The sequence below is a fragment of the Ruegeria haliotis genome (assembly GCF_013377785.1).
GTDB lineage: Bacteria > Pseudomonadota > Alphaproteobacteria > Rhodobacterales > Rhodobacteraceae > Ruegeria > Ruegeria haliotis.
The window spans coordinates 200,991-223,168 of the sequence record NZ_JABXWT010000004.1 but is presented as its reverse complement, the minus strand read 5'-3'; the positions used below and the strand labels follow the sequence as shown (position 1 = coordinate 223,168).

15 protein-coding genes, 1 tRNA gene and 1 pseudogene are annotated in these 22,178 nt (G+C 55.2%); 13 read left to right on the top strand and 4 right to left on the bottom strand.

Features of this window, described 5'->3' with window-relative positions:
• Nucleotides 1–954: 954 nt before the first annotated feature.
• Together HW561_RS24375 and HW561_RS11480 are read right to left on the bottom strand one after the other, a co-directional pair.
• Nucleotides 955–1,952 (bottom strand): annotated as a pseudogene (locus HW561_RS24375) (IS30 family transposase); the annotation flags it as partial.
• A gap of 444 nt (nucleotides 1,953–2,396) precedes the next feature.
• Nucleotides 2,397–3,236 (bottom strand): EamA family transporter, encoded by an 840-nt coding sequence (locus tag HW561_RS11480; RefSeq protein WP_176864836.1) that lies wholly within the window; start codon nucleotides 3,234–3,236, stop codon nucleotides 2,397–2,399.
• 269 nt (nucleotides 3,237–3,505) lie between these two features.
• Here HW561_RS11480 and HW561_RS11475 point away from each other — a divergent pair, with 269 nt between their 5' ends.
• Nucleotides 3,506–4,384: a LysR substrate-binding domain-containing protein gene (locus HW561_RS11475; RefSeq protein WP_176864834.1), complete on the top strand. Its 879-nt coding sequence runs from the start codon at nucleotides 3,506–3,508 to the stop codon at nucleotides 4,382–4,384.
• Nucleotides 4,385–4,574: 190 nt separating this feature from the next.
• Here the strand turns inward: HW561_RS11475 and HW561_RS11470 are convergent.
• Nucleotides 4,575–4,659: transfer RNA gene (locus HW561_RS11470), tRNA-Leu, on the bottom strand.
• A gap of 794 nt (nucleotides 4,660–5,453) precedes the next feature.
• On the opposite strand from HW561_RS11470, the gene HW561_RS11465 reads away from it, so the two are divergent.
• From HW561_RS11465 to HW561_RS11410, 12 genes are all read left to right on the top strand, one after another.
• Nucleotides 5,454–5,876 carry a hypothetical protein gene (locus tag HW561_RS11465; protein ID WP_176864831.1) on the top strand — a complete coding sequence of 141 codons (423 nt, stop codon included), beginning with the start codon at nucleotides 5,454–5,456 and terminating at the stop codon, nucleotides 5,874–5,876.
• A gap of 3 nt (nucleotides 5,877–5,879) precedes the next feature.
• Nucleotides 5,880–7,892, top strand: coding sequence for a dynamin family protein (locus tag HW561_RS11460; protein ID WP_176864829.1), 2,013 nt, complete (start codon nucleotides 5,880–5,882; stop codon nucleotides 7,890–7,892).
• A gap of 8 nt (nucleotides 7,893–7,900) precedes the next feature.
• Complete coding sequence (locus HW561_RS11455) at nucleotides 7,901–9,658, top strand: dynamin family protein (protein ID WP_176864827.1); 1,758 nt, start codon at nucleotides 7,901–7,903, stop codon at nucleotides 9,656–9,658.
• A gap of 52 nt (nucleotides 9,659–9,710) precedes the next feature.
• The gene (locus HW561_RS11450) at nucleotides 9,711–10,112 is read left to right on the top strand and encodes a hypothetical protein (RefSeq protein ID WP_176864825.1); all 402 of its coding nucleotides are present in this window, start codon (nucleotides 9,711–9,713) and stop codon (nucleotides 10,110–10,112) included.
• Between the two features lie 23 nt (nucleotides 10,113–10,135).
• Nucleotides 10,136–11,008 carry a hypothetical protein gene (locus tag HW561_RS11445; RefSeq protein ID WP_176864823.1) on the top strand — a complete coding sequence of 291 codons (873 nt, stop codon included), beginning with the start codon at nucleotides 10,136–10,138 and terminating at the stop codon, nucleotides 11,006–11,008.
• Nucleotides 11,009–11,075: 67 nt separating this feature from the next.
• On the top strand, nucleotides 11,076–13,118 hold the full coding sequence (locus HW561_RS11440; protein ID WP_176864820.1) for a dynamin family protein: 2,043 nt from the start codon (nucleotides 11,076–11,078) through the stop codon (nucleotides 13,116–13,118).
• The gene (locus HW561_RS11435; protein WP_176864818.1) at nucleotides 13,115–14,401 is read left to right on the top strand and encodes a dynamin family protein; all 1,287 of its coding nucleotides are present in this window, start codon (nucleotides 13,115–13,117) and stop codon (nucleotides 14,399–14,401) included. Before HW561_RS11440 ends, HW561_RS11435 begins: the two co-directional genes overlap by 4 nt.
• 340 nt (nucleotides 14,402–14,741) lie before the next feature.
• Nucleotides 14,742–16,850 carry a serine/threonine-protein kinase gene (locus HW561_RS11430; protein WP_176864816.1) on the top strand — a complete coding sequence of 703 codons (2,109 nt, stop codon included), beginning with the start codon at nucleotides 14,742–14,744 and terminating at the stop codon, nucleotides 16,848–16,850.
• A 151-nt stretch (nucleotides 16,851–17,001) separates the two neighbouring features.
• Nucleotides 17,002–18,042: an FHA domain-containing protein gene (locus HW561_RS11425; protein WP_235962868.1), complete on the top strand. Its 1,041-nt coding sequence runs from the start codon at nucleotides 17,002–17,004 to the stop codon at nucleotides 18,040–18,042.
• A 3-nt stretch (nucleotides 18,043–18,045) separates the two neighbouring features.
• Nucleotides 18,046–18,831 carry a PP2C family protein-serine/threonine phosphatase gene (locus HW561_RS11420; RefSeq protein WP_176864814.1) on the top strand — a complete coding sequence of 262 codons (786 nt, stop codon included), beginning with the start codon at nucleotides 18,046–18,048 and terminating at the stop codon, nucleotides 18,829–18,831.
• A gap of 22 nt (nucleotides 18,832–18,853) precedes the next feature.
• Nucleotides 18,854–20,116, top strand: a complete 1,263-nt coding sequence (locus tag HW561_RS11415) for a transporter substrate-binding domain-containing protein (protein WP_176864812.1) — start codon at nucleotides 18,854–18,856, stop codon at nucleotides 20,114–20,116.
• Between the two features lie 44 nt (nucleotides 20,117–20,160).
• Complete coding sequence (locus HW561_RS11410; protein WP_176864810.1) at nucleotides 20,161–21,267, top strand: transporter substrate-binding domain-containing protein; 1,107 nt, start codon at nucleotides 20,161–20,163, stop codon at nucleotides 21,265–21,267.
• Between the two features lie 50 nt (nucleotides 21,268–21,317).
• On the opposite strand, the gene HW561_RS11405 is transcribed toward HW561_RS11410, so the two are convergent.
• Nucleotides 21,318–22,175 carry a polysaccharide deacetylase family protein gene (locus HW561_RS11405; RefSeq protein ID WP_176864808.1) on the bottom strand — a complete coding sequence of 286 codons (858 nt, stop codon included), beginning with the start codon at nucleotides 22,173–22,175 and terminating at the stop codon, nucleotides 21,318–21,320.
• Nucleotides 22,176–22,178 lie beyond the last annotated feature (3 nt).

Sequence of the window (22,178 nt, the reverse complement as noted above, 5' to 3'; positions counted from 1 at the left end):
AGGCATTCGCGCTCTGTTCAGACGAACCCTTTCTGCGTCAGCAACACGTTGCTTCTCAACAGAATCGGCGGAATGCGAACCTTAGAATGACTTAAGAGCATTGCGCGACAATTCAGGCTGACCCAGGCCCCTGTCCCTCGCCTAAATGAGCTCAGATTTGGGGCCGTACCTTTGTGTTGGAAGAGGACAGTAATATCATTGGTTTCATTGCCTTGATCGGAAACCAGATTGGCGACCTATTTCCGGGACCGCAAAGCCCGGAAAGAGTTAGGGCAGGGTTATGGTGGAATATGCAGTCGCTTTCAAAGGCCCTCTGAAATTTGAAGTATTCTGCGACAACGTCTTAGAGCGCCCATTCTGCAAATGATACGGTTTCGAGCTTGTCGAAGACGAAGTGTACGAACCGTCAACTCAGGTGAACCGCAAGATGGCCATGCCGGGTGCATAAGGCAGAATAGCGAAACCGCTCCTCGAAAGAGGGGCGGTCACAGGCAGGCAACAAAGCCTTCGCTCTGCGAACTTCCGTTTCATTAGCAGTGCGAGTTCCGTTAGTGCTTTGGGATTTTTTCAACGGGTGCGAGATCAGCCTCAGCATCAATAAGCGTGGCGGATACAATCTGAGTATCCGAGTCGAGGACATACGCTGGATGGAGACGCAAATGCCTCTGGACCTGCCTTTTCTAAAACTACTGGCGCTCGACTATAGGCTGAGATCAGCTTGTTAAGCCTAGATCAATATATTCTGTCAAGAAACGCAGAATCCTCAAGCCCTTGATTTCAAAGGGAGACGAGTCTCATTGATTACGTACTCCGACACTGTGTGTCGGATCACCCAATTAGTGAGACTGTGGTTGCAGAAAATTTAGTTACTTAGGGCTTTGAATTTCTGAGACTCAAGAATTTACGATTTTCTTGTCAAATTATCGGGACGCTGCCGTTCGTGTAACGCGCAGCGCGGCCGCAGATCACTTTCAATTCATGATCTGAGACCGCCGTGATGTCTCGCTTGCGTGGTAGCCAACGCCGAGCCCGGCGATAGGTGTTCTCGATCGTGCCATTTTGCCAAGGTGAAGAGGGATCACAGAACCAGGCTTGCGTTCCAATCTCGGCTTGTAGATGCGGCCAGCTCACGAATTCTGTGCCACGATCGAATGTGATGGACCTCCGCGCCAGGTGGGGCAGGTCGTGCACCGCTTTCATGATTTTGCCCATGACCGGTTTCGTGCGCTTGTTCGGATTCTTCGGCAACAGGGTGAACAGGCTAACACGCTCGACCAGCGATGTGACATTCGACTGCCCATGGCTCTGTTTGAACAGCATCAGATCACCTTCCCACTCTCGGCAGATTACTTCGCAATCGCCTGCCGTGCAGCGAGTGCCCGAACTGACGACGGTGCGCCACGTCGTCGGGCCGGAACAGAATGCTGACATCACGGTCGAACTTCGGGGCCTAGCGTTTTCTGGTACGGCGTGGCCGACGGTACTTTCTGTGCTCAGGCAGGTACCACCAAAGCTCGTCGGCCATGCCTTCTCTGGAATAGATGTAGTGATAGATCGTTTCCTGACAGACCCGTAGCCTGGCGCCTTCATAGATCATTCGATTGCCAATCTGTTCGGGCGTCCAGCCATTCTTCAGACGCTCGACCATACGCTTGCACAGATCCGGGTGGCGGATCAGATTCCGTTGCCGGGCACGCCGATCGACCGTCATCAGTTGCGCGGCCACACCGTAGTAGCCATCGCATTTTGGCAGGCAGGAATCCGAGAAAAATTTTCGTTTGATCTTTCGATGAATGGTGACTCTTGAGCGCTTCAGCATACGCGCCATTTCACGAACAGGGACCTTCGCGTGTCTCCAGCGTTCCGTCGACCGGCAGTTGTTTGCAAAGCAAACCATGAGAGGGAGTTTTGCGTCGTTCTGTGACACTCAGCTGGCTGTAAACGGCGCCCATATGATACCTCTTGTTAGATAAGTTACTGCTTTCTAACATGAGTCGCAGTTGAAGGTAGCGCGCGTGTGAAGTTCCTCAAATTTTGAGACTGGGACGCCAAAGAAATCAACGGGCCAGCGTTTGAATTGTTGAGACTGGGGCAGGGGATGCTGGCGCTTGTCCCGTGTGTCCGGTAGGGGATCGATCAGCGGACGATTTTTCGCTGATGTGCCCTTCCAATAGAACTGGCTCAATGAACGTCTCATATAGATGGCACGATAAAATTGCAATGAAGCGGCCTATTTGTACAGTGCGGCCACGAATACCACTCTTGTTGGATATGCCCGCTGCTCCACCGACGGCCAGGACCTCACCGCGCAAAAACACGCGTTGCAAAACTGGCAAAACGCGGGACAAGGCTGCCGTTCAGCCAATGGCCGCTTTCATGCAATTTGCGGCACTCAGTCAGAGCTTCATCAGCGCGACACCGATTGCGATAGCGATGGCCGATGCCCACCGCCAGCCGCTCACCGGTTCACGCAAAATCAATGCCGCGATGATGACTGCGAACAGGATGCTCGACTCTCGCAGGGCTGCAACCAGTGCAATGGGGGCCTGCGTGAATGCCCAGATTGCGATCCAGTAGGACCCCAGCGACATTGCCCCAGCTGCAATACCTGTTTTCCATGCGAGCAAAAGAGCTGGAAATGCAGACCGGCCCCGAGTCCAAGCCGCATATGCGACCATCCCAACAGCGTCGCCGAGGACCATCCACAGGATGAAACCAGAGGGTGTCTCCGCGATCCGCGCGCCGATCCCGTCAACAAGCGTGTAGCTCGCAGTAAAGCCCGCAGTTCCAAGCGCATAGAACAGTGCCTTCCCCTTCATGCGCCCATCGGCTGATCCCTTAACGGCCATCAGCAGAATACCTGCCGAGATGGATAAAATGGCCAACAGCGAAACGGGTTCAAAAGCAACACCGAGAGACGCGACCGAAACAGCCGTTATGATCAGCGGGGCCGTTCCACGCGCCAAGGGATAGGCTTGGCTCAGGTCGGCGTGCGCGTAGGCTTGAACGAGAAAGACCTTGTATCCCGTGTGAAGGATCGCAGCAGCCACGATCCACGACCATGAGGCCGGGACGGGCTGGGCCACAAATGGCAGGATTGGCAAGACAATCAGTGCTTGGACTAAAGCCAGCAACAGCACAGTGGACACACGATTTAGCCCGATTTTGACAACCAAATTCCAGCCTGCGTGAAGCAATGCTGCCGCAAGGACTGCCAGAAAGACGTGATTTTCCATGCGCTATCGCCAGAACGGTTTCATAATTTCCGTCGTCCGCTGGTCTTCGGTTAACGCCAAATCGTCCAGCACTTCAGGGGCAACGTGTAGTAAGGCTCGCCGTGTCGTCCAGTTGCGATACCAAAGGGACAGGTGATCGCGCGTAATGCTGTTCGGAACTGTCGTATCGACAAAGGGGTGTAGTGCTTCATGTGCCATAATGCTTTATTGCAGAGCAAGTAACCTCGGAAAAACGACTATATCTCGCAAAGCATGACAGTATTTCTCACATGAAACGTGGCACGCTCCCCTTGAATGCCCTGCGCGCCTTTGAGGCCACGGTGCGGCATGGCCAAATGAAGCTGGCGGCCGACGAACTGGGCGTGACCTATGGTGCGATCAGCCGACAGGTGCGCGGCCTGGAAGACGTTCTTGGAGTGCAACTGTTCGACGGCCCCCGAAACAAACTGGTGCCGACACAGGCTGCGCTCGATCTGCAACCGGCGCTTCAAACTGCATTTGACGGCATCGAGCAGGCGTTGGATCAGGTCGTCAATCCGGCTCGCCGGGTTCTCGATGTTTCGTGCCTCAGCACTTTTTCGATGCGCTGGCTGATCCCCCGCCTGTTCGATTTTCAGGAGCGACACCAAGACATCGAAGTTCGTTTGACTGCGGATGACGGACCTGTCGATTTCACCCGCCAGCGGCATGATCTTGCCATTCGCGTCGGGGCTGGCCCGTGGGACAACGCGCAGGCGATGACCCTGTTCGAAGACCGCGTGGGGCCAGTGCTTTCCCCGGACCTTATAAAAAGCGGCGCGATCAAATCATGGGAGGAATTATCGGACCTGCCGGTATTACACACCAAGACACGCCAAGCTGCCTGGCTCGACTGGTGCGCAGCTAATGATCATATGCTGCCAAGCAGAGGTCGGGAGTTCGAGCACTTCTATTTTCTGCTTGAAGCGGCAACAGCGGGCCTTGGGGTTGCCATCGCCCCAGAAGTGCTTGTCAGCGACGACCTAAGAGCAGGTAGGCTGATCGCTCCTTTCGGATTTCAACCTTCTGGTCAAGTCTACGTTTGCCTGCATCCGGACCAGCCTTCAAAGGACGTTATCATTTTCTTAGAGTGGCTATCTGATAGCGCAAAAGATCGGCTTAAAGTTTGAGCAAAGCCGCCGTTCGCTGCGATCTGACGAATGAGCACGATGGGCTCTCACGGCGCCTTCGCCGCGCACCGCATGAACGAAGCTTTGCCGAAACAGAGTCCCAGAATAGGAGTCTCATTTTTAACGGGTTTGTACAGCGCGCCCCTAGGATCAAAAACGCTCATAATAGCGATTATGTTAAATATATCCTTGGTGCGGGTGGAGGGACTTGAACCCCCACGCCTTGCGGCGCCAGAACCTAAATCTGGTGCGTCTACCAATTTCGCCACACCCGCGATCTGGCGCTGTTGCGCCGGATTGAGGCGCTCAATACCAAAGCTTGCAGCCGAGTGCGAGAGCTAAAATCGGACTGCAGGCAAGTTTGTTGAAATGCGATGCACAACATATCGGCAGCTCAGAAAACGCTAACCTTAGGCTGTGTGATATGTAAGTGCGGTGCGGTCGAAAACCGTCGACGTTGAGAAGCAACCGCGTTCTGCCGCGCATTTTGAACTGGATTCTCAAGATCAACCCGATCACAATTTTGTTCTACACAAAATCGCCTTGCCACAGTTGTTTTGAACTCTAACGAGTTCCAACAAAGATATCCTGCACGAGAAACGCGCTTACGTTGAGTGACGGCTATGAGATTTCATATGAGACTCGTTGTTCTGCGCTGCCGATGCCTTGCGTGTCATTGAGACTCCAGAACAATGTGCCGCAACAAACCTCTATCCAACACCTGGCAATTGAATTGCATAACTGTCGGTAATTGCTTCATAAAAAGTATCTTAATCAGTACTTCTTCTAAAGCAAAATTAGGCCACGGCGCTCTCTCCCTCTCAAAGACCATTGGATCGTTATGAGCCAACGAGATTCAGTTCAATTTGGAAGTCTCCCGCATGGGTTGAGGCATTCCTATGCGCACGACAACACATTCTCGCCACACTTCAAACGCCAAAAAATCTTATTCGCGTCAAAATAACACCGCCTTAAGGGTTCTTCTTGGGCACCAGGAGTTAATGAGTCTTTTTGCCACTTTGGCACCCGTACGAGTTTTCCGCTCAACTCCAGTACAAGGTTCTCTGCTGTGACCAATCTGAACAACTTCGCTGCTCCTGAGCAAGACGCCGTCTTCTTTGCTCGGGAAAGTTTTCTTGGTGAACTCAAAACCTTGAACCGAGACTATCCGCATACAGGTTTTGGCATCTCGCTTCGCACCCATTCGGGTGAGCACTATCTGCTGGCTAACGCGCGGATGCCCCTGCCTTCGACGAAATCCGACGGATTTCCAACTGGCCGCCGTGTCGCAAGCCTTGAGAATGGAGATCGTTTTAGCTCGATCGAGGTTCTGGCCGATTCCCGGGCTTACGAAACCATCTCACCTCGGGCCGAGGCCGAGATATTGGGGAATGCATTGGATTTGATTGCTCGTATCGACACATTGACCAGCATTCCTGCCGGGCGCGTCACCAATGAACCCCAGATTGCAGCAACAGGTACCGGAGGCTAAATAATGGCGCGCAACGACCACCTATTGTCAGTCGGCAACGAAGCGCTGGCGTCTATGACGTCGGCCATGACGTCGCTGACAACACAGATCGACCATTTGACAGAGGTGGCCGATGCGCGGTCCTCGGCGCGACTGGCGACGCTCAAGACGCGGATGGAAAACTTTACCGCCAGCGTCACGATGGTGGGTCAGGTCAAAGCCGGAAAATCCTCGATCGTGAACATACTTGCGGGCCGCCCTGCCCTGCTGCCGTCCGATGTGAACCCGTGGACATCAGTGGTGACAACCCTGAACATCAACACCCGTACACCCGGTGATACGAAATCTAAATTCACTTTCTTCGAGCAGGAAGAATGGGACAACCTGATGGTTGGCGGCGGTCGCTTGGGCGAATTGGCCAATCGGGCCGGTGCCGATGACGAGATGGACGATATTCGTCGCCAGATCGGAGAGATGAAGTCAAAATCCGAAGAGCGGTTGGGTAAGCACTTCGATCTGATTCTGGGCCAAAGCCATCAATACGACTATTTCGACGAAGAACTGATCCAGCGCTATGTCTGCCTGGGTGACGAAGACGATCCGGATATTGATCCCAAGACCGGACGATTTGCCGATGTGACCAAATCCGCGGAATTGTACATGGACATTCCGCAATATCCAATTTCGCTGAAGCTCTGCGATACGCCCGGCGTGAACGACACCTTCATGGTGCGAGAGCAGATCACCCTGCGCAGCCTGCGGGGCTCCGAGGTTTGTATCGTTGTGTTGGCGGCCAGCCAGGCCCTGACGACGATGGACATGGCGCTGATGCGGATCATCGCGCAATTCGAGAACCGGCAGATCATCCTGTTTGTAAATCGCATCGACGAATTGTCCGACCCCGTCAATCAGGTGCCGGAAATCCGTGACCGGATTCAAGGCACCCTTAAACAGAACAGCATTGACGCCAATACAAGCGTCGTGTTCGGCAGTGCCCTCTGGGCCGAGGCCGCGTTGACCGGCAATCCCGACATTCTGAACGAAGAGTCGCGCCAAGCCTTGAACACCTTTTATCTGGCCGCTGGTTTCGGCGATCAAGCGCCCTCGCTCGACAAAATCTGGGCACTATCCGGTCTACCCGATCTGTTGCTGGCGATGAACGAACGTATCGCTGAGGGTGCGGGCACTCGGCTACTTGACCGTGTCCGTCATCGTGCCCGCAACATTGCCAGCCAGATCCGGGCAACGGCTGTTGCCAAGAACCTGTCAAGCGGCGAAGGCGTGGTCCGTGATCTGGATGGTGTCTCACCGGAAGACGCGATTGCGACCGTGTCCGCCGAGTACGACAAGAAAGTTGCAGACCTGACCGTCGCTCTGCGTGACAAGGTATTGGAGCGGTTGAATTCGGCCGAGGCCAACTTCGTCAAACGCGCGACAGATTCGTTGATCTCGCATCTTGAGATGAACGGCGAGCAGGGCACTTGGCAATATGACCCTGCGGGGCTGCGTACGTTGCAAAAAGCCGCATACTTCAGCTTTGCCCGGTCCATGCGCAAAGACGCCGGAGCGCTGTATTCCGCTGCCGCTGCTGATGTTGAGGCACTGTACCACAAACTTCTTGGCAACCATTTGGGTGAATTCAGTATCGAAGCGCCGATCGTACCGCGCGTTCCGCCCCCCTTGGGGATCGGGCGCACCATCGCGCTGGATCTCCAGAGTACATGGTGGCGGCGTTGGTGGCAGCGGCGAAAAGGGTTCGAGGCATATGCCGCCGACTATACCCGCCTGATCACATCCGAAGCGAACTCAATCACCAAAGACATCGAGGAAAACCAGGTCGCAGCAGTGTTGGAAAACGTCCGCGCCGTCTTGACGGATTTCATGCGCGAGCAAAAGGAAACTCTGCTGAACATCTCGGCTTCGGCTGAAAAAGATGTCGGCCAGAACGCGGCATTGATGGCTGGTCTGCAACCTCAGAAATCGCGTGATGAGATCCTGGGCGATATCCTCAAAGACCTAAGCAACGAGGCAGCGTGAGTAGAGTAATGGCAAAAGATTCCCAAACCCGCTTCGTTTCACCAAAGGCATGGGAACGCATTGAGCAGTGGTCTCGTCGCAAACCCGTTTTCGCGCTTATGGGAGAGTTCAGTGCCGGAAAATCGACGCTGATCAATTTCCTGCTGCGTACACAAACGTTGCCCACACAAGTGACTGCAACGCAGCTGCCACCGGTTTGGTTCAGCTGGGGTAATCAGTCAGCTTATGTCAAACGGCATGACGGCAGCACCGAAGATATCGAGCTGGATCAGCTTGAAACGGTCGGCGTGAACGATGCCCAGTTCATCCGTATTTTCCTTGAGGCCGATATTCTTGAGGCGGTTGATTTGATCGACACGCCCGGAATCTCTGATCCCAAGATTTCCACGGATGTTTGGCAGCGTGCGGTTGGTCAGGCGAATGGCGTTCTGTGGTGTACCCACGCCACCCAGGCCTGGCGTGAAACCGAGCGCGCGACCTGGGTCTCGTTGCCGGAGCGGTTGCAACATAACTCGCTGTTGTTGGTCACGCGCGCAGATGCTTTAGGGGTAAAAGATCGCCAGAAAGTGCTGCGCCGGGTCAATCGCGAGGCTGGCCACCTGTTCAACCGTTCGATCCTGTTCTCGGCACGTGACGCGATTACAGCGCGTGACAAAACCGGTGATGCCGAGATGTGGTCGCGCAGTGGCGGCGCCAAGATGATTGACAGTTTTCTCGAGATCACCGAGCAGATCATGGACAACCGTGCCGATCAGCTGGCGCGGTACCAGATCGACAAGAGCTTGTCGGATGCGCCCAAGGTGGAACCGCTGCGCCCCTCGAAGAATGCTGATGTTCCAGTATCGGGACAAGATGCAGTGGGTGCGGAGCCCCTGAAACTGGTAAATCCGCTGGTTGAAGGTACTGTCGCCGATCCAAAAGAAACGGCCGTCGTAACCAGTTTTCCTGTGCGGCCGGCACGGGTCGAACGGCGTGCAGACGAAACTGAACGGGCGCGGATCGACGCGGAAGAGGCCGAACGCTTGCGGGCAGAAATGGTGCCTGCCGACGACATCGCACCAGAAGTATCGAACACCGATGACGACGATCTGCGCGCCTTTTTCCGGGATACATCAAGCGATCCGCTGGAGCTGACAAATATCGAAGGGTCGAAATCCGAATTTGAAGATATTGATCTGCTTGATGACGCGGATTTGGATGATGATCTGGAAGACACTCCCCTCCTCCTTGATGAGGACGAAGAGGGCGAGCCACAGGTTGAAGAAGTCGAAGGTGCCGAGAATCTTTTGGCATCTATCAGCACCACGCTGATGGAAGCTCCTGAACTCGAGGCAGACGAAGCTGATCCGGTCGTACAGCCAGACGAGCGTAGCATCGAAGTATCTGTGTCTTCGATCACGGCGCTGATGGCCGAGCAACCTGGCAACGCCGTTGAAGATTACGAACCCGAACCGGAAACCAATGGGCTTGTCGAAACCCGGGGCGCGAAACAATCTGAGGATACAAGCGAAACTCAGGGCGACGCGCTGGACGACCTGATGAAAGTGCCCGTCGGATCTCCGCTAAGCGCCTCAGCTATGTGGTTGGAAATCGCAAATGACGCAGATTTGCCCCAGGATCCCGAAGGCCTCAAGAACGTGTTCAAAGCCTTTCTGGCCGAATTTGACCAAATCGCCGTCGAACATAACGAACGCCAGACCAAGGACTCTTTGCGTTCGATCCCGAAAGCCAGTGAAAACAGTGGAGCGGAATGGCATGTATTGTAACAGGGGTCGAATCGGACTACAGGGCTATAATAAAGATAAAACAAGGGCTTAGATGTTTATTCAAGCTGCATTGACCACCGCGATGGATACCATACCCGACTGTATTGCAGCCGGGTATGTTGATATGGAAACGGGGATGTTGCTAGGGACAAGCATCGCCGATCCAGACAGCGCGGATGCCCTTGATGCGTTGGCAATTGCGGTCGCAAATTTGTTTCAGGGGCGCGGCGTTGGCGCCTTTGAGGCACTGCTGCGTCAGGCTGGTGCTGAAGAAACGGAGAACCCGGGATTTGGGGAAATCGCGGTGTTCTCCAAGGATCGATTGAACATCTTTTTGCGGACCCGGGACTATCCCGATCATGTGGTCTGCTACATCTGTCGCAACAGCGCGAATGTCGGGCTGGCGTTGACAAAAACACATCTCAGCCTGGGGCCGGTCGCGGCCGCAGTCTAAACGGGACCAGAGGGGGTCACGGCATGATGGATACAGACATAGTCGACATGCTCGAAGATATCGCGCGGTCGTCAGTCGCCCGGTTGTCTCCGGCTGTGTTGATCGCAGGCGATACCGCTCTGGCGCGTCGGGTTGATATATTGCGCGTCATCCGTGGCACCATTCTTCCGCGCCGATTGGAATTTATTGCCGTTAACGGAGAATGTCTGGCGATTGAGGTCAACAGCTCGCGGGTAACGGATGTCTTTCGTGTCCGGACCGGATCCGTGCCCGATTTCGAAACCGAACCACGTGATGCGCTGATCGAGAAATTGGCCCAGGTGATCTCGGATATCTCGATTGCCTCAGCCCCGTTGGAGTTGATCTCCCTGAAGCCGGACGCCTCTCTGGAAGCAGACGACGTGGGTATTACGCTCAGCGAAATTGAAGATGCCTGCGAGAAAATTGATCTACCTGGCGAGCCTATCGTGTCTGTGGTGTCTGGCACTGATGAAGTGACCCCGGAAGAGACCGCGACTGCGGAAGCCCCTGTACAGACCGAGACCTTGGCTCAATCATTCTTTGATGGGGCGGGTCGTTTCGCCACCGGACGCGTTCTGGCCCAAAGCTCAAATGGAACAGGGTTGCGGTTTGAAGGGGATTGCGCACCAGCGGGCAATATGAACCCCGATCAGGCCGTCTTGGCCCGGTTCGCCGCAGATCTTGCTGGCTGGGATAGTGATGCTGATGCTGTACTGGATCATCCACAGCTTATCGTTTTGCGGCCTTCGGGTGGAAAAGGCGCCGGTTTGGCCGTTGTGCACGACGGGGAACAATTCGCCATTACCGTGCACGAAACGCGCAAGCTGGGCGCTGTCGTCAATCTGTGGACTTCTCTTCTGGGAACGGTCGAATGATTGCGCCCATAACATTCAAGTTTTTGACTAATTCGATCCGTTGTTATGAGTTATCAGGGTATAGGTTATGAGTGAAACAAGTCGCCGCGAGTTAATTCGCATCGCCGAGAACATGAATGAAACGAGCAACGACGAAACCCGTCAGTTCATTTCACGTATCATCGGTGACCTGTCGGGTCTGAAACCTTCGATTGCCTTTGTGGGGCAAATCAAGGCAGGGAAATCCCGTTTGATCAATGGGTTCACCGGGCAGGCTGAGTATTTGCCTTCGGATGTGAACCCCTGGACCACTGTCATCACAGATATGCATTTCGGGCATCCTTCCGGCCGGACGGACGGGGCCGAGTTTCACTTCTTCGACAACCACCAATGGCAATCCCTGATCGCCGAAGGTGAAGAGCTGCGCAACATGTTCCCCGATGACGAGGACAGCTATAAGCGCGAGATGATCGAGGAGCAGGTCGACGCGATGAAGACACGGGCGCGTCGGCGTCTGGGTGACAGCTATGAACAGCTGTTGGGTCAGCATCACGATCTGGAACACCTCAATTCGGATGATCTGGCGCGCTACGTATGCGCCGGCGACGACCCGGCCGAGGACGAAAGCCACGATCCCGGCTCGGATCGCGGACTTTACAGCGACATCACCCGCAAGGCCGAGGTCTATTTTGATATCGGTCATTTCCCGTTTCCTCTGACCGTAACGGATACGCCGGGCGTGAATGACCCGCTGCTGATCCGCGAAGAGATCTCACGCCAGTATCTCAAGGAATCCGATTTCTTTGTTGTCGTCTTGTCGGCGCATCAGGCCTTGTCGCGTGCCGATCTGAAACTGTTCCGTCTGATGCAGGCTCTGGAACTTGGTCAGATCGTGGTGTTCATCAATCGGGTGGATGAGCTGGGTGGCGGCGCCGAAGATGCCACCAAAGTGCGCGTTGACGTATTGGATGGGTTGGAAAAGGCGCTTGGCAACTCGGATATTGATGTGTTGATGGGCAGCGCCCAGTGGGCTCATTACGCCCTGACGGGCGATGAAACCGGTGTGAACCATGACCACGTGCTGGCCTGGTTGCGCGCGCATCCCGAACAGATGAAGCAATATCTGGACGGCGTTGAGGAGATCAAGCAAGGTCCCGGCCCGATCAGCCGAGAGGCGGTTCTGCGTTTTGCTGCCATGATCGCCTCGGGCTTGCCGGATCTCCGCCGTCATGTGACCCAGGCCCTGACCGACGGCCCGCGCAGTGAACAGCTGCAGATGGCGTGGCAACATCTCAACAGTTTTGCATTGGGCGAACTTGAACGTTCTCAGGTATATCTGCGCGCATTGGAAGACGATGACAGTGCGATCTCGACGAACGCAGACGAAAACGACAAAACGCTGACTGAGTTGCGCACATTGGTTGCGGACAAGACGCAAGAGATCACCGGAGACATGGACGACGTTCTGGCCAATCTGCGGGGTGTCATGGATGATACCGTGGCCGAGGTGGTATCCGGTGTTGTGCGTGGACCCGATGGTCATTCACCCTTGCTGGCCAAGGGTGACGCGACAGAATTGAACTTTACTCCTCTACGCGAGCGTATGAGGGAACTGGTTCAGGGCGCGTCTCAAGTGGTCCGCCAGCGCATGTTGAGTGAGCTGTACGCCATCGACATGCAAAGCAACGCTGCCCTGCGGGCCCTGCCCGGCTGGCAAGAGCCGATCGACAACCGGATGAACACAAGTGCAGTCCGTTGGTTCCGCCCCGACACAACAGCCCTGACCCGTGGCATAACGGTGGAGCTGCGGGTGAATTGGTTGTCGCGTCTGATATCGCGCAATAGTGTGGTGTTGCGTGCAGAGAAGATGATCGTGCAGGAATTCGAATTGATCGGTGACGATCTGATCGATACTGCACGTGAAGACCTGTTGGAACGGTTGAATACGGTTCTGGATCATTATCTGGCGCTTTTGGCCGGACATCTCGAGCATCGATCCGGGGCTGGAGAAACCAATGCACAGGCCGAAGCGCAAAACGCGTTCGACCGGGCGCGCCGCATAACCGACGAGTTAGAAACCGTCTTCGGGACGGGCAATGCGGATGACAGACAAGCAGAGGCTGCGGAATGATTGAATTTCCCGGAACCGAACAGGAAGTGCTTCAACTAGAGCGCTTTTTGACCGCAACGGAAACCTTGCCATCTGATGAGGGGCTGGAAGATATGCGGACGCGCGCGCTGGCCCATGCCGAGCGTTTGTCCAATGCGGTCAACATCGGTTTTGCCGGGGAATTCGGGGCCGGCAAATCAAGTCTCGCCAATATGTTGGCCGGGGCCGATATCCTGCCGACTGGGCCACAACACCTGAAACTGCCATTGGTGATCGTCGCTTATGCCGACGTGCCCGAAACAACGGTGGGTTGGTGGGACAAAGAACCCAAGATCTATTCCGGTATTGCGCTGGAGAAGGCAGCGGCTGACAACCCTGATTTTATCTCGGTGGGGTTGAACACCCCTGCCCTGCGAGAAATTTCGTTATTTGACCTGCCGGGTTCGGGGGCGCTCGACGAGACATACAAGCCGACGCTTGATCTGCTGAAATTTGTCGATTGTGCGATCTGGTGCACCAACGGCACCAACGCCTGGCGTGAAACTGAACGCCATCTATGGGCTCAGGTCCCATCGGAACTACGGGCCAACAGCCTTTTGGCGGTAACCCATGCCGATCTACCGCCAGTGCGCGACTCGCTGGACCGTGTACTGACCCGCATGAACAAGGAAAAGGATGGAATGTTCCGTGCTGTTGTCCCGATCGGAACTCCGGTTGCGGTGAAGGCAATGGCGCAAGAACCTGAACCCGATTTTGCCCTTTGGGAGAAGTGCGGCGGTCAACATCTGGCCGAACATGTATTGGAAGCGGCTTCGAATCGGCGCCAGAACGATCTGAAGGCCGCGCGAAAGGATCTGCAGCAAGATTTCCTGCCCTACCTGGAAACTTTGCGCGGACCGGAAACGGAACAGGCTGCTGATGATGGCCCATCTATGCATTCGACACTGGGATCGGCCCTGCCACCGCTGAACAATCCCATCCTTGAGGATTGGCTCGCCGCAATTACCAGCATCTACGAAGACCTGCGTGAGTCGGCGGATATCGAGCCGGCTGCGTTCCTGCAAAGCTGTCAGGAAATTGTCGAAGATTTTGCCGAGCGTTTGGAACAGGGTGGCGAAATCGACCCGGACGCAGATTGGATTCCAGCTGAATTCGAAAAGGCGACGGACTTACTACTGCTGTTGCAATTTGAATGCGGTGATGCCCCGCTGAGAGACGCGATCAGCATTCTGGCACAGCTGGGTGACAACCTGGCCTGGGCTGGCAGCACAGTCGCGGCAGCGCAGTCCAAGACCGGAACCTGACGTCTTCCCGCCAGAATTGAGCTGCAGTGCAGCGATTCGAGCTCGGCTGGAATCGATTCTTAATTGTTTCGAATTCAGAGACCAATGCGTGAAACTAGTGCATCAGTTTTCGATTTTAGCACTTCGATAATCAACATGTAGTATAAGTAACGCATTTAGGCACCAAATACGGTCTTTGCAGGAAAGCGGTCCTTAGTGAAGCCATCAGGCGGCCCCAATAAAGTCAAATTTGAACCGTCTAACCGTTCTCAAGTGTCCTGCGGTTGTGTTTGGTTGTGAGTTCGCGGGTTGTTTGCCCTGTTAATTAAACCGCAAAAACGAGTAGAACGGGCGGAATGAAATGAGCCACAACCAGGCTGTCGGTGCATCGCACGACGAATCAAAAATTGAGGGACTGCAACCGGGCGCAAAGCTTTTGCGCGGGCAGTACGAGATCCTCCGCTACCTTAGCAATGGTGGATTTGGGATCACTTATCTTGCACGCGACAGCCTTGAGCGCGATGTCGTAATCAAAGAATGTTTCCCAAGTGCGTTGTGTCGCCGAAACGGCGATCTGGTTGAACCGGCTGATTCTGCGCACAAGGACGATCTGCGCGCGATCATCGACCTGTTCATTCAGGAGGCTCGCAACCACGCACGGTTGGTGCATCCAAATATCGTGGATGTGCACCAAGTGTTCGAAGACAACGACACCGCCTACATCGCGATGGATCTGATCCGCGGTTGCGATCTGTTGGACTATGTTGAAAATGCCGACAATGACAGTGGCCCGGATTTCATCGTTCAGGTCACCGAAAAGATGCTGTCTGCGGTGTCTTTCATCCATCAAAGCGGCATGTTGCATCGCGATATCTCTCCCGACAACATTTTGATTGATGAGAATGGCGACCCGGTTCTGATCGACTTTGGTGCAGCGCGTGAACAGGCCGCAAACAAGTCAGCGGCGCTTTTGACCCTGCGGGTGATCAAGGATGGGTATTCGCCTCACGAATTCTACGTTCGCGGAGCTGAGCAAGGCCCCAGCAGCGATCTCTATGTTCTGGCCGCCACATTGTATCATGCGATCAGTGGCGAACGCCCAATTGACGGCCAGACCCGCCTGAATGCGTTCAACAACAGTCAGGACGATCCCTATACCCCGTTGGCCGGGCGTTTTGAAGGTTATCCCGAAGGGTTCCTGGAAGCGGTCGATAAGGCGATGGAAGTTCACGCCACTGACCGTCTGCAAACGGCCTTGGACTGGCTGCGCATGTTCCGTGGTCCGGGCGTGATGTTCGATACTTTCGCTTATCGCCCAGTGTCCGTCATCGTCGGAATGGACCGCAAGGACAAAGACGCCGAAAAGGCCCGGATCAAAGCCGAGAGTGAAAATGCCGAGGCCGTTGTGACCGCTCTTCTGGCCGGTAACCCCGACATCGCATTGGGGAATGAAGACAAAAAAGAAGAAGAACTGGCAAAATTCTCCGCCAAAGAAGAGCCTCCGGTTGCTGTTGATACCGTTGTCCACAGCGGATCGGGTGGCAGCGGCAAACTGATTGCCGGAGCTGCGGTCGTAGCCGTGGCCCTTGCCGCAGGTGGCTTTTTCGTGTTGTCGGGCGACAAAGCCGAGCCTGAAACGGAAACTGCAGCAGTTGCTGTGGAACCCGCACCACAGCCCGCCGAAGCGGAAGTTGAACCAGAAGCTATTTCAGAGCCGCCTGTCGAGCAGGCACAAGCCGAAGCTGCGGGACCAGCTGCCACAGAAGCAGCCCCCGCGGAACCGGAAGTCACAGAAGCTGAACCCAAAGTTGCTGAGGTTGCAGCAGAGCCAGAGACTCCATCCGCACCGGTCGACCCGGTTAACCTGGCGGAAACACAGGTCGCCTTTGCTCATTGGGATGTTGAAATTCCGTTCGCAACGTCTCGTCGTCGCGGTTCGACTGGCACTGTGATTGCAATTACCGGCGTTAATCCCGAAAGCGACATGGCGATCATTGGAGAGTGGGTCCAGCGTGGGGCCACAATCTTCACATTGAACAGTAAACCGGTGCGTCCCGACGTGTCCTTTGCGTCACAGGTGCTGGACACTCTCAAGGTCGACCCCGACGGTTATACCCGTGTCGCTGCACGATACCGCCCGCTGGGCAAAACACGCGCGCAGAACGGGCTTCTGGCTCTGCCGGCCATCCGTTCGGTGGGTCTCGAAAATGGCTATGCCTTCACGGTTCGGAGTTCGGATGGTGCCGGGTGGCAAACCGTTGTTTCGGAGGTGCCATCTGAAAATGCTGGCACGCTTCGGCAGGGGGATGTGCTGTTGAGCGAAGCACAAACCGGCACAGTTCTTGACGGGTCAGAAAGCCTGGACGCGATACTGGCCGATCTTGTTTCCAACGATCAACCTCAGGCGCGCTTGACTGTGTTGCGGAACGGGGCCGAGACAACTGCGGATATGCAGCTAGTGCAGGAGTGATTTGCCAGTGTGTGTTTGCTGAGGGTGGCAACTTGTATTCTGCCACTCTGACGGGCTCGGACCGTCGCGAAACGTAAAAGTTTTCTAGGTTTTTCAATATTATAAGTGCCGCTGCGTTGTTTTGCGCAGAGGTGAGTAGCAGCCCTACGGCATGAGTTATCCGTGCCAGAAATTCAAAGGTGTCGACACCATGTTCAAATACAAAAGCCCTCTCAGCCGGCTTCTCGAAGGTGCCGGCAAAGCAAAAGAAGCGGACGCTGCGGATAGCACCGAACCTGCGGAAGACAAACCCGAACCGATTGCGGATTTCAACGCTCTGCGCGAAGCTTTGGCTGGCGGCAACATGACGTCTGAACCTTACGAGGAAACAGACGAACTGATCCCCGAGGACAAAATGCCCGACTTCGCCGAAGGTGAAGCTGCCGAAACCGAAGAGCCAATAGAAGAGTCCATCTTTGCTGACGACTCCGCCGTGGAAGAAGAAACCGCGACCGAAATTCCGACCGTGGCACCCGAGCAGGAAACGGACAACGACGAACAGGTCGTAACCCTGCATCTGACCGGCGAAAACGCGGTCGAGGGTGAGACATCCACCGAGCCCCAAGAGAGTGCAGTAACTGAGCCTGAAGTGATTGCAGAAGACATTGTCGAAACGCCGGTGCGAACACCGGAGTCTCAGCCAGAACCTGTAATTCAGCCCGAGGCGGAACAGGCTGCACCCGCGCCGGTCGAAGACCGCCGGTCTCGTGTCAAAACCACATTCCTGGGTTTTGAACGCGCAGACACTCATGCTCAGGACCTGATTGAAACCGCGGAACCCGTGGCCAAAACCGAAGCCGCGCAAGAGACCTTTCCGGTGGGCTGGTTAGTCATCACCGGCGGCCCTGGCCGCGGTGCCAGCATCACCTTGACCGAAGGCTTGATGCAGATCGGTCGAAATGATGATCAAGCAATTCAACTGGATTTTGGTGATACCGGAATATCGCGGGCCAGCCACGCCGTGATTGCCTACGACCCTGAGGACCGCAAGTGTTACTTGGGTCATGGTGGCAAGGCCAATCTGGTGCGCCTGAATGGCAAACCGGTTCTCAGTACGGTTGCATTGTCCAATGGTGATCTGGTCCGCATCAGCGAAACCTCGATCCGCTTCACCGCCTTCTGTGATGATGGTTTTGACTGGCGGGATTCCTGATAGATGCTGGCTACTCCGACATATGACCTTGCGCTGATTCTGAATCAGGGTCAGCGAGAAACGCAGGAGGATGCGATCGCCGCGCGTATGTTTGACGCGGTGAATGCGGGCTATGTCGTAATTGCTGACGGTATGGGCGGTCATGAGGCCGGCGAGGTCGCCTCAGAACTGGTGATCTCGGGCTGGCGCGACGCGCTGGATGCCGAGCTGGATGGCGATAGCCTGACTGAGAGTGCCGTCGTTGATGCGCTGCCACTGGCTGCGATGCAGGCCAATGCCGCGATCGCCGATCACTCCGAACAACAAGGCGATGGGTTCAATATGGGCTCGACGCTGTTGGGTGTCTTGTTTCTGGGGCAGCGCGTATTCTGGATCTCGATCGGTGACAGTCCGCTGTATCTTTTCCGCGATGGGGAATTGGCGCAAATTAACGAAGATCACTCGATGGCACCGGTGATTGACGCGCAGGTTGCCCAGGGGATTCTGTCAGAGGCCGATGCAAAAACGCATCCTGATCGTAATCAGCTGACCTCGGTCATCATGGGGGCCGCGATCCCCAAGGTTGATTGCCCCGAAGACCCCCTGACGTTGGCTCCGACAGATATTCTGATCCTGGGCAGCGACGGATTGCAGTACCTCAGCGATGCCGAAATCCAAGCCGTCCTGCGCGAACAGAAACAGGCATTGGCACAAGAGATCGCCGATGCCCTGTCGCAGGCTGTTCAGGTCAAGGGCGATCCGGATCAGGACAACCTATCAATCGCAGTCGTGAAACTGACAAGACCCTAAACAAGGCAAAGCAACAGGACCCATGAAAAAACACCTGATCATATCAAGTCTTGCCCTTGCCGCCGCAACAGGCGCGGCTTCGGCACAAGAGGCATGTTCGACTTATGAAATTCAAGCGGGCGACAGCCTGCGAGAATTGACGATCGAAGTCTATTCGACCGAAGATTTCCGCATCATATTCGAGGCCAACCGCGATGTTATCGGGTCCAACCCGAACATCATTCGCGTCGGTGATGTTCTGACCCTGCCTTGTCTTGAAGATATTGGGCGCGCACCAACTCTGGCGGATACAGAAGCCGAGCGCCTCGCCGCTGAAATGGCAGCGCAATTGGTCCAGGCTGCGGAAGAGCGTGCTGAAAAGGCTATCGCAGACGCTGAAGCCCGCGTAGCAGCCGCCGAAGCCGAGGCAAAGAAAGCCAGTGAAGAGGCAGTGATTTCTGCCAAAGCAACCGCAAAGGAAGAAATCGAAGCAGCCCGTGCCGAAGGGGCCGCATTGATCCGAAATGCAGACGATGGCGAGCGCCCCAACATTCGCGACCGCCAGGTGCTGCTGATCACGGGTGGCAACTATGCCCCCTTCACGGACGAAGCACTGCCCAACCGCGGCCTTTACACATATCTCGTTGAAACGGCGATGCTGCGTGCCGCACCAGAGCAATCTTACAAAATCCAGTTCGTCAATGACTGGTCATCGCATCTGGATCTTCTGATGCCGACGCTGGCCTTTGATGGAACCTTCCCTTGGTCACGTCCCAATTGCGAAGAGGCCGAGGCGCTGTCGGAAAAAGACCGCACGCGCTGCGAGACCTACAATTTCTCGAACCCGTTCTACGAAGTTGTGGACACGTTTTTTGCCCGCGAAGGTTCGGGTTATGAGGAAACGCTGACGTACGTCGACTTTGCGGGCACCACGATTTGTCGCCCCGAGGGTTGGTCCGTATCGCACATGGACGCGGTTGGCCTTTATGAACCGGCAATCACCATGATGCGCCCTGTCTCACCGGATGACTGCTTTCATGCGGTTATGAATGGCACTGCCGACATCGTTGCCATCGAGGCACATCTGGCTGTCGAAGCAATCAGCCGGTTGGGTTACGAACATCGCATCGTCGAGAACCCCAACCTGGCGGCGATTAAGTCGCTTAACGTCATGACCCACAAAGATAATCCTGATGGGGAAGCTATCCTTGAGACGCTCAATCAGGGTCTGGCAATCATGCAGCAATCGGGCGAATGGCGCGACATCGTGTCGGATGCCCTGCGTCATCAAATGGAAAATGGCTAAGGCCCCTGAAAGCCTGACACAACAGAAATCTGGAGGAAGTAAAAATGTTTGAATTCAATCTGAAAAAAGTCGTGATGTCGGCAACAGCCGTCACCGCTCTGAGCGCCGGTGCAGTTGCAGCGCAAGAAGCATGCACCAACTACACCGTTCAAGACGGTGACACGATGGCAACCATTGCTATCGCCGCTTATGGCACCTCGAACTATCAGCCGATCTTCAACGCGAACCGCAACGTAATTGCCAACCCGAACTCGCTGGCTCCAGGTTTGGTTCTAGCCCTGCCCTGTGAAGATGGCAGCTTGGCAAACGGTCAGTCCGCGCAGGAACTGATCGCAGCGGAAGAAAAACGTGCGGCAAGCGTGAAACGCTCAAATGTCTATGCGCCGCCAATTAAGTTGGTGGCAGGCAACGGCTGGGAACCATTTACGAGTGAAGGATTGAGCGGCGGTGGCATTATGACCCGCCTGGCAACGACCAGCCTCCAGCGTGCTGGCAACAGCCGCGATTTCTCTGTCAGCTTTGTGGACGACTGGAGCTCGCACCTGGAGACTCTGTTGCCGCTTGGTGCGTTTGATGTTTCAATCGCTTGGACCCTGCCGGATTGTACCAACCGCACTTATGAGTGGTCCGCGGAAACTGAAGCCCGGTGCACTCAGTTTGTCGGCACGGTTCCGGTCTATGATGTCGTAGGTGGCTTCTTCACTTTGCCAGAAAGTGACTATGCAAAGGCGACAAGCTTTGCAGATCTGGAAGGCTCCACCATTTGCCGCATGCAAGGCTGGAGCATGGTGGTGCTGGAGGAAGTCGGGCTGAATCGCAAAAACATGAACGTAGTCCAGCCTAGTTCCGCCCGCGAATGCCTTGATGCCGTTTTGACTGGAACAGCGGATGTTGCAGCGTTTGAAGTTGATCTGTTCGCATCGACCATGAAGGAAATGGGTTTGACATCTGCTGACATCGTTGAAAACCCATATGTATCCACTTTGTCATCGATGAGTTTCCTCGCGCATCGCACCAACCCGTTCGCGCGTGAGTATGTTGCGATGATGAACAAAGGTCTGATCGAGATGCGTGAATCCGGAGAGTGGTACGCGATCATTTCAGATACCCTGCGCGAGCAAAACGAAAAACTGAACGCAGCGTCGAACTGATCCCTCGGTTCAGCTGAAAGACTGGGGCCGGTCCTGCGACCGGCCTTTTTTTATTGAGCCGTCACTAACTGGTCCAGCCGGCCAGACAGCCCATCAGGCGGAATCAATCGGGCCAACTTCCCGAGCAACCGCGTGCTGCCAAACCGTAGCCATTGGTTTTGCCGCATCGCCCAATAAGTGGCTTTACCAGTCCCCAATCTCGCCAGATCCCGGTGCCGAACCCAAAACTCCTTAGGCTCCACGATCTCGTAAGGGTGCAGGTATATTTGGGGTGTCATTCCCGAGCTATTGGCTTGCGCAATCAAATCGCGCGCGACCGTGTCAGGGGCGAATTTCAGGTAGGTGCCACCCAGCCGAATCTGCGGCCCCCTGCCCTTGTATTGGGATGAGAGCAACGGGATCAGTTGCAACTTGGATAGAGACATTGATCTGGAAAACTGCAGGCACTGGTCTGCGGTCTCAAAGAACGAAGAACTATCGTAATCAAAGTGCCGTTCGATTAGTTTGTATTGCTCGGGCGTGTCTCGGTTCAGGCGGAATTTTGGTGCTCGAAAGCCACGAACAGGCGTGTTTGCGGCCTCTTGCAGTTTATCCTTTGCCCGCATGAGCATCTCATTGATTGTCTGGGTCGATTGCCGGTCCATACTGTCGTGAAAATGGTAGTGACAGGCAATTTCATGCCCTTGCCCGGCAATATGTGCCACAAGATCGGGTGCGTATTCGGCGACCACTCCGGTGCAGAAAAACGTGACATTTTGCCCGTTTGGACCGCCATGAGATCCCAGAAACGACGCAATGGCTTCATAGCTTCGCCACAACGCATCAACCCGAAGCGGCCCGGTGTCCCAGACACCGAGGTCCCGTTTCAGGTCGTGCGAGAAATCCTCGAAATCAATACTCAGGAACACGCG

What these genes read in the sequence shown, in the direction of transcription:
- HW561_RS11480 (WP_176864836.1), bottom strand. Translation starts at nt 3,236, where the DNA reads ATGGAAAATCACGTCTTTCTGGCAGTCCTTGCGGCAGCATTGCTTCAC.
- HW561_RS11475 (WP_176864834.1), top strand. Translation starts at nt 3,506, where the DNA reads ATGAAACGTGGCACGCTCCCCTTGAATGCCCTGCGCGCCTTTGAGGCC.
- HW561_RS11460 (WP_176864829.1), top strand. Translation starts at nt 5,880, where the DNA reads ATGGCGCGCAACGACCACCTATTGTCAGTCGGCAACGAAGCGCTGGCG.
- HW561_RS11455 (WP_176864827.1), top strand. Translation starts at nt 7,901, where the DNA reads ATGGCAAAAGATTCCCAAACCCGCTTCGTTTCACCAAAGGCATGGGAA.
- HW561_RS11450 (WP_176864825.1), top strand. Translation starts at nt 9,711, where the DNA reads ATGTTTATTCAAGCTGCATTGACCACCGCGATGGATACCATACCCGAC.
- HW561_RS11445 (WP_176864823.1), top strand. Translation starts at nt 10,136, where the DNA reads ATGATGGATACAGACATAGTCGACATGCTCGAAGATATCGCGCGGTCG.
- HW561_RS11440 (WP_176864820.1), top strand. Translation starts at nt 11,076, where the DNA reads ATGAGTGAAACAAGTCGCCGCGAGTTAATTCGCATCGCCGAGAACATG.
- HW561_RS11435 (WP_176864818.1), top strand. Translation starts at nt 13,115, where the DNA reads ATGATTGAATTTCCCGGAACCGAACAGGAAGTGCTTCAACTAGAGCGC.
- HW561_RS11430 (WP_176864816.1), top strand. Translation starts at nt 14,742, where the DNA reads ATGAGCCACAACCAGGCTGTCGGTGCATCGCACGACGAATCAAAAATT.
- HW561_RS11425 (WP_235962868.1), top strand. Translation starts at nt 17,002, where the DNA reads ATGAGTTATCCGTGCCAGAAATTCAAAGGTGTCGACACCATGTTCAAA.
- HW561_RS11420 (WP_176864814.1), top strand. Translation starts at nt 18,046, where the DNA reads ATGCTGGCTACTCCGACATATGACCTTGCGCTGATTCTGAATCAGGGT.
- HW561_RS11415 (WP_176864812.1), top strand. Translation starts at nt 18,854, where the DNA reads ATGAAAAAACACCTGATCATATCAAGTCTTGCCCTTGCCGCCGCAACA.
- HW561_RS11410 (WP_176864810.1), top strand. Translation starts at nt 20,161, where the DNA reads ATGTTTGAATTCAATCTGAAAAAAGTCGTGATGTCGGCAACAGCCGTC.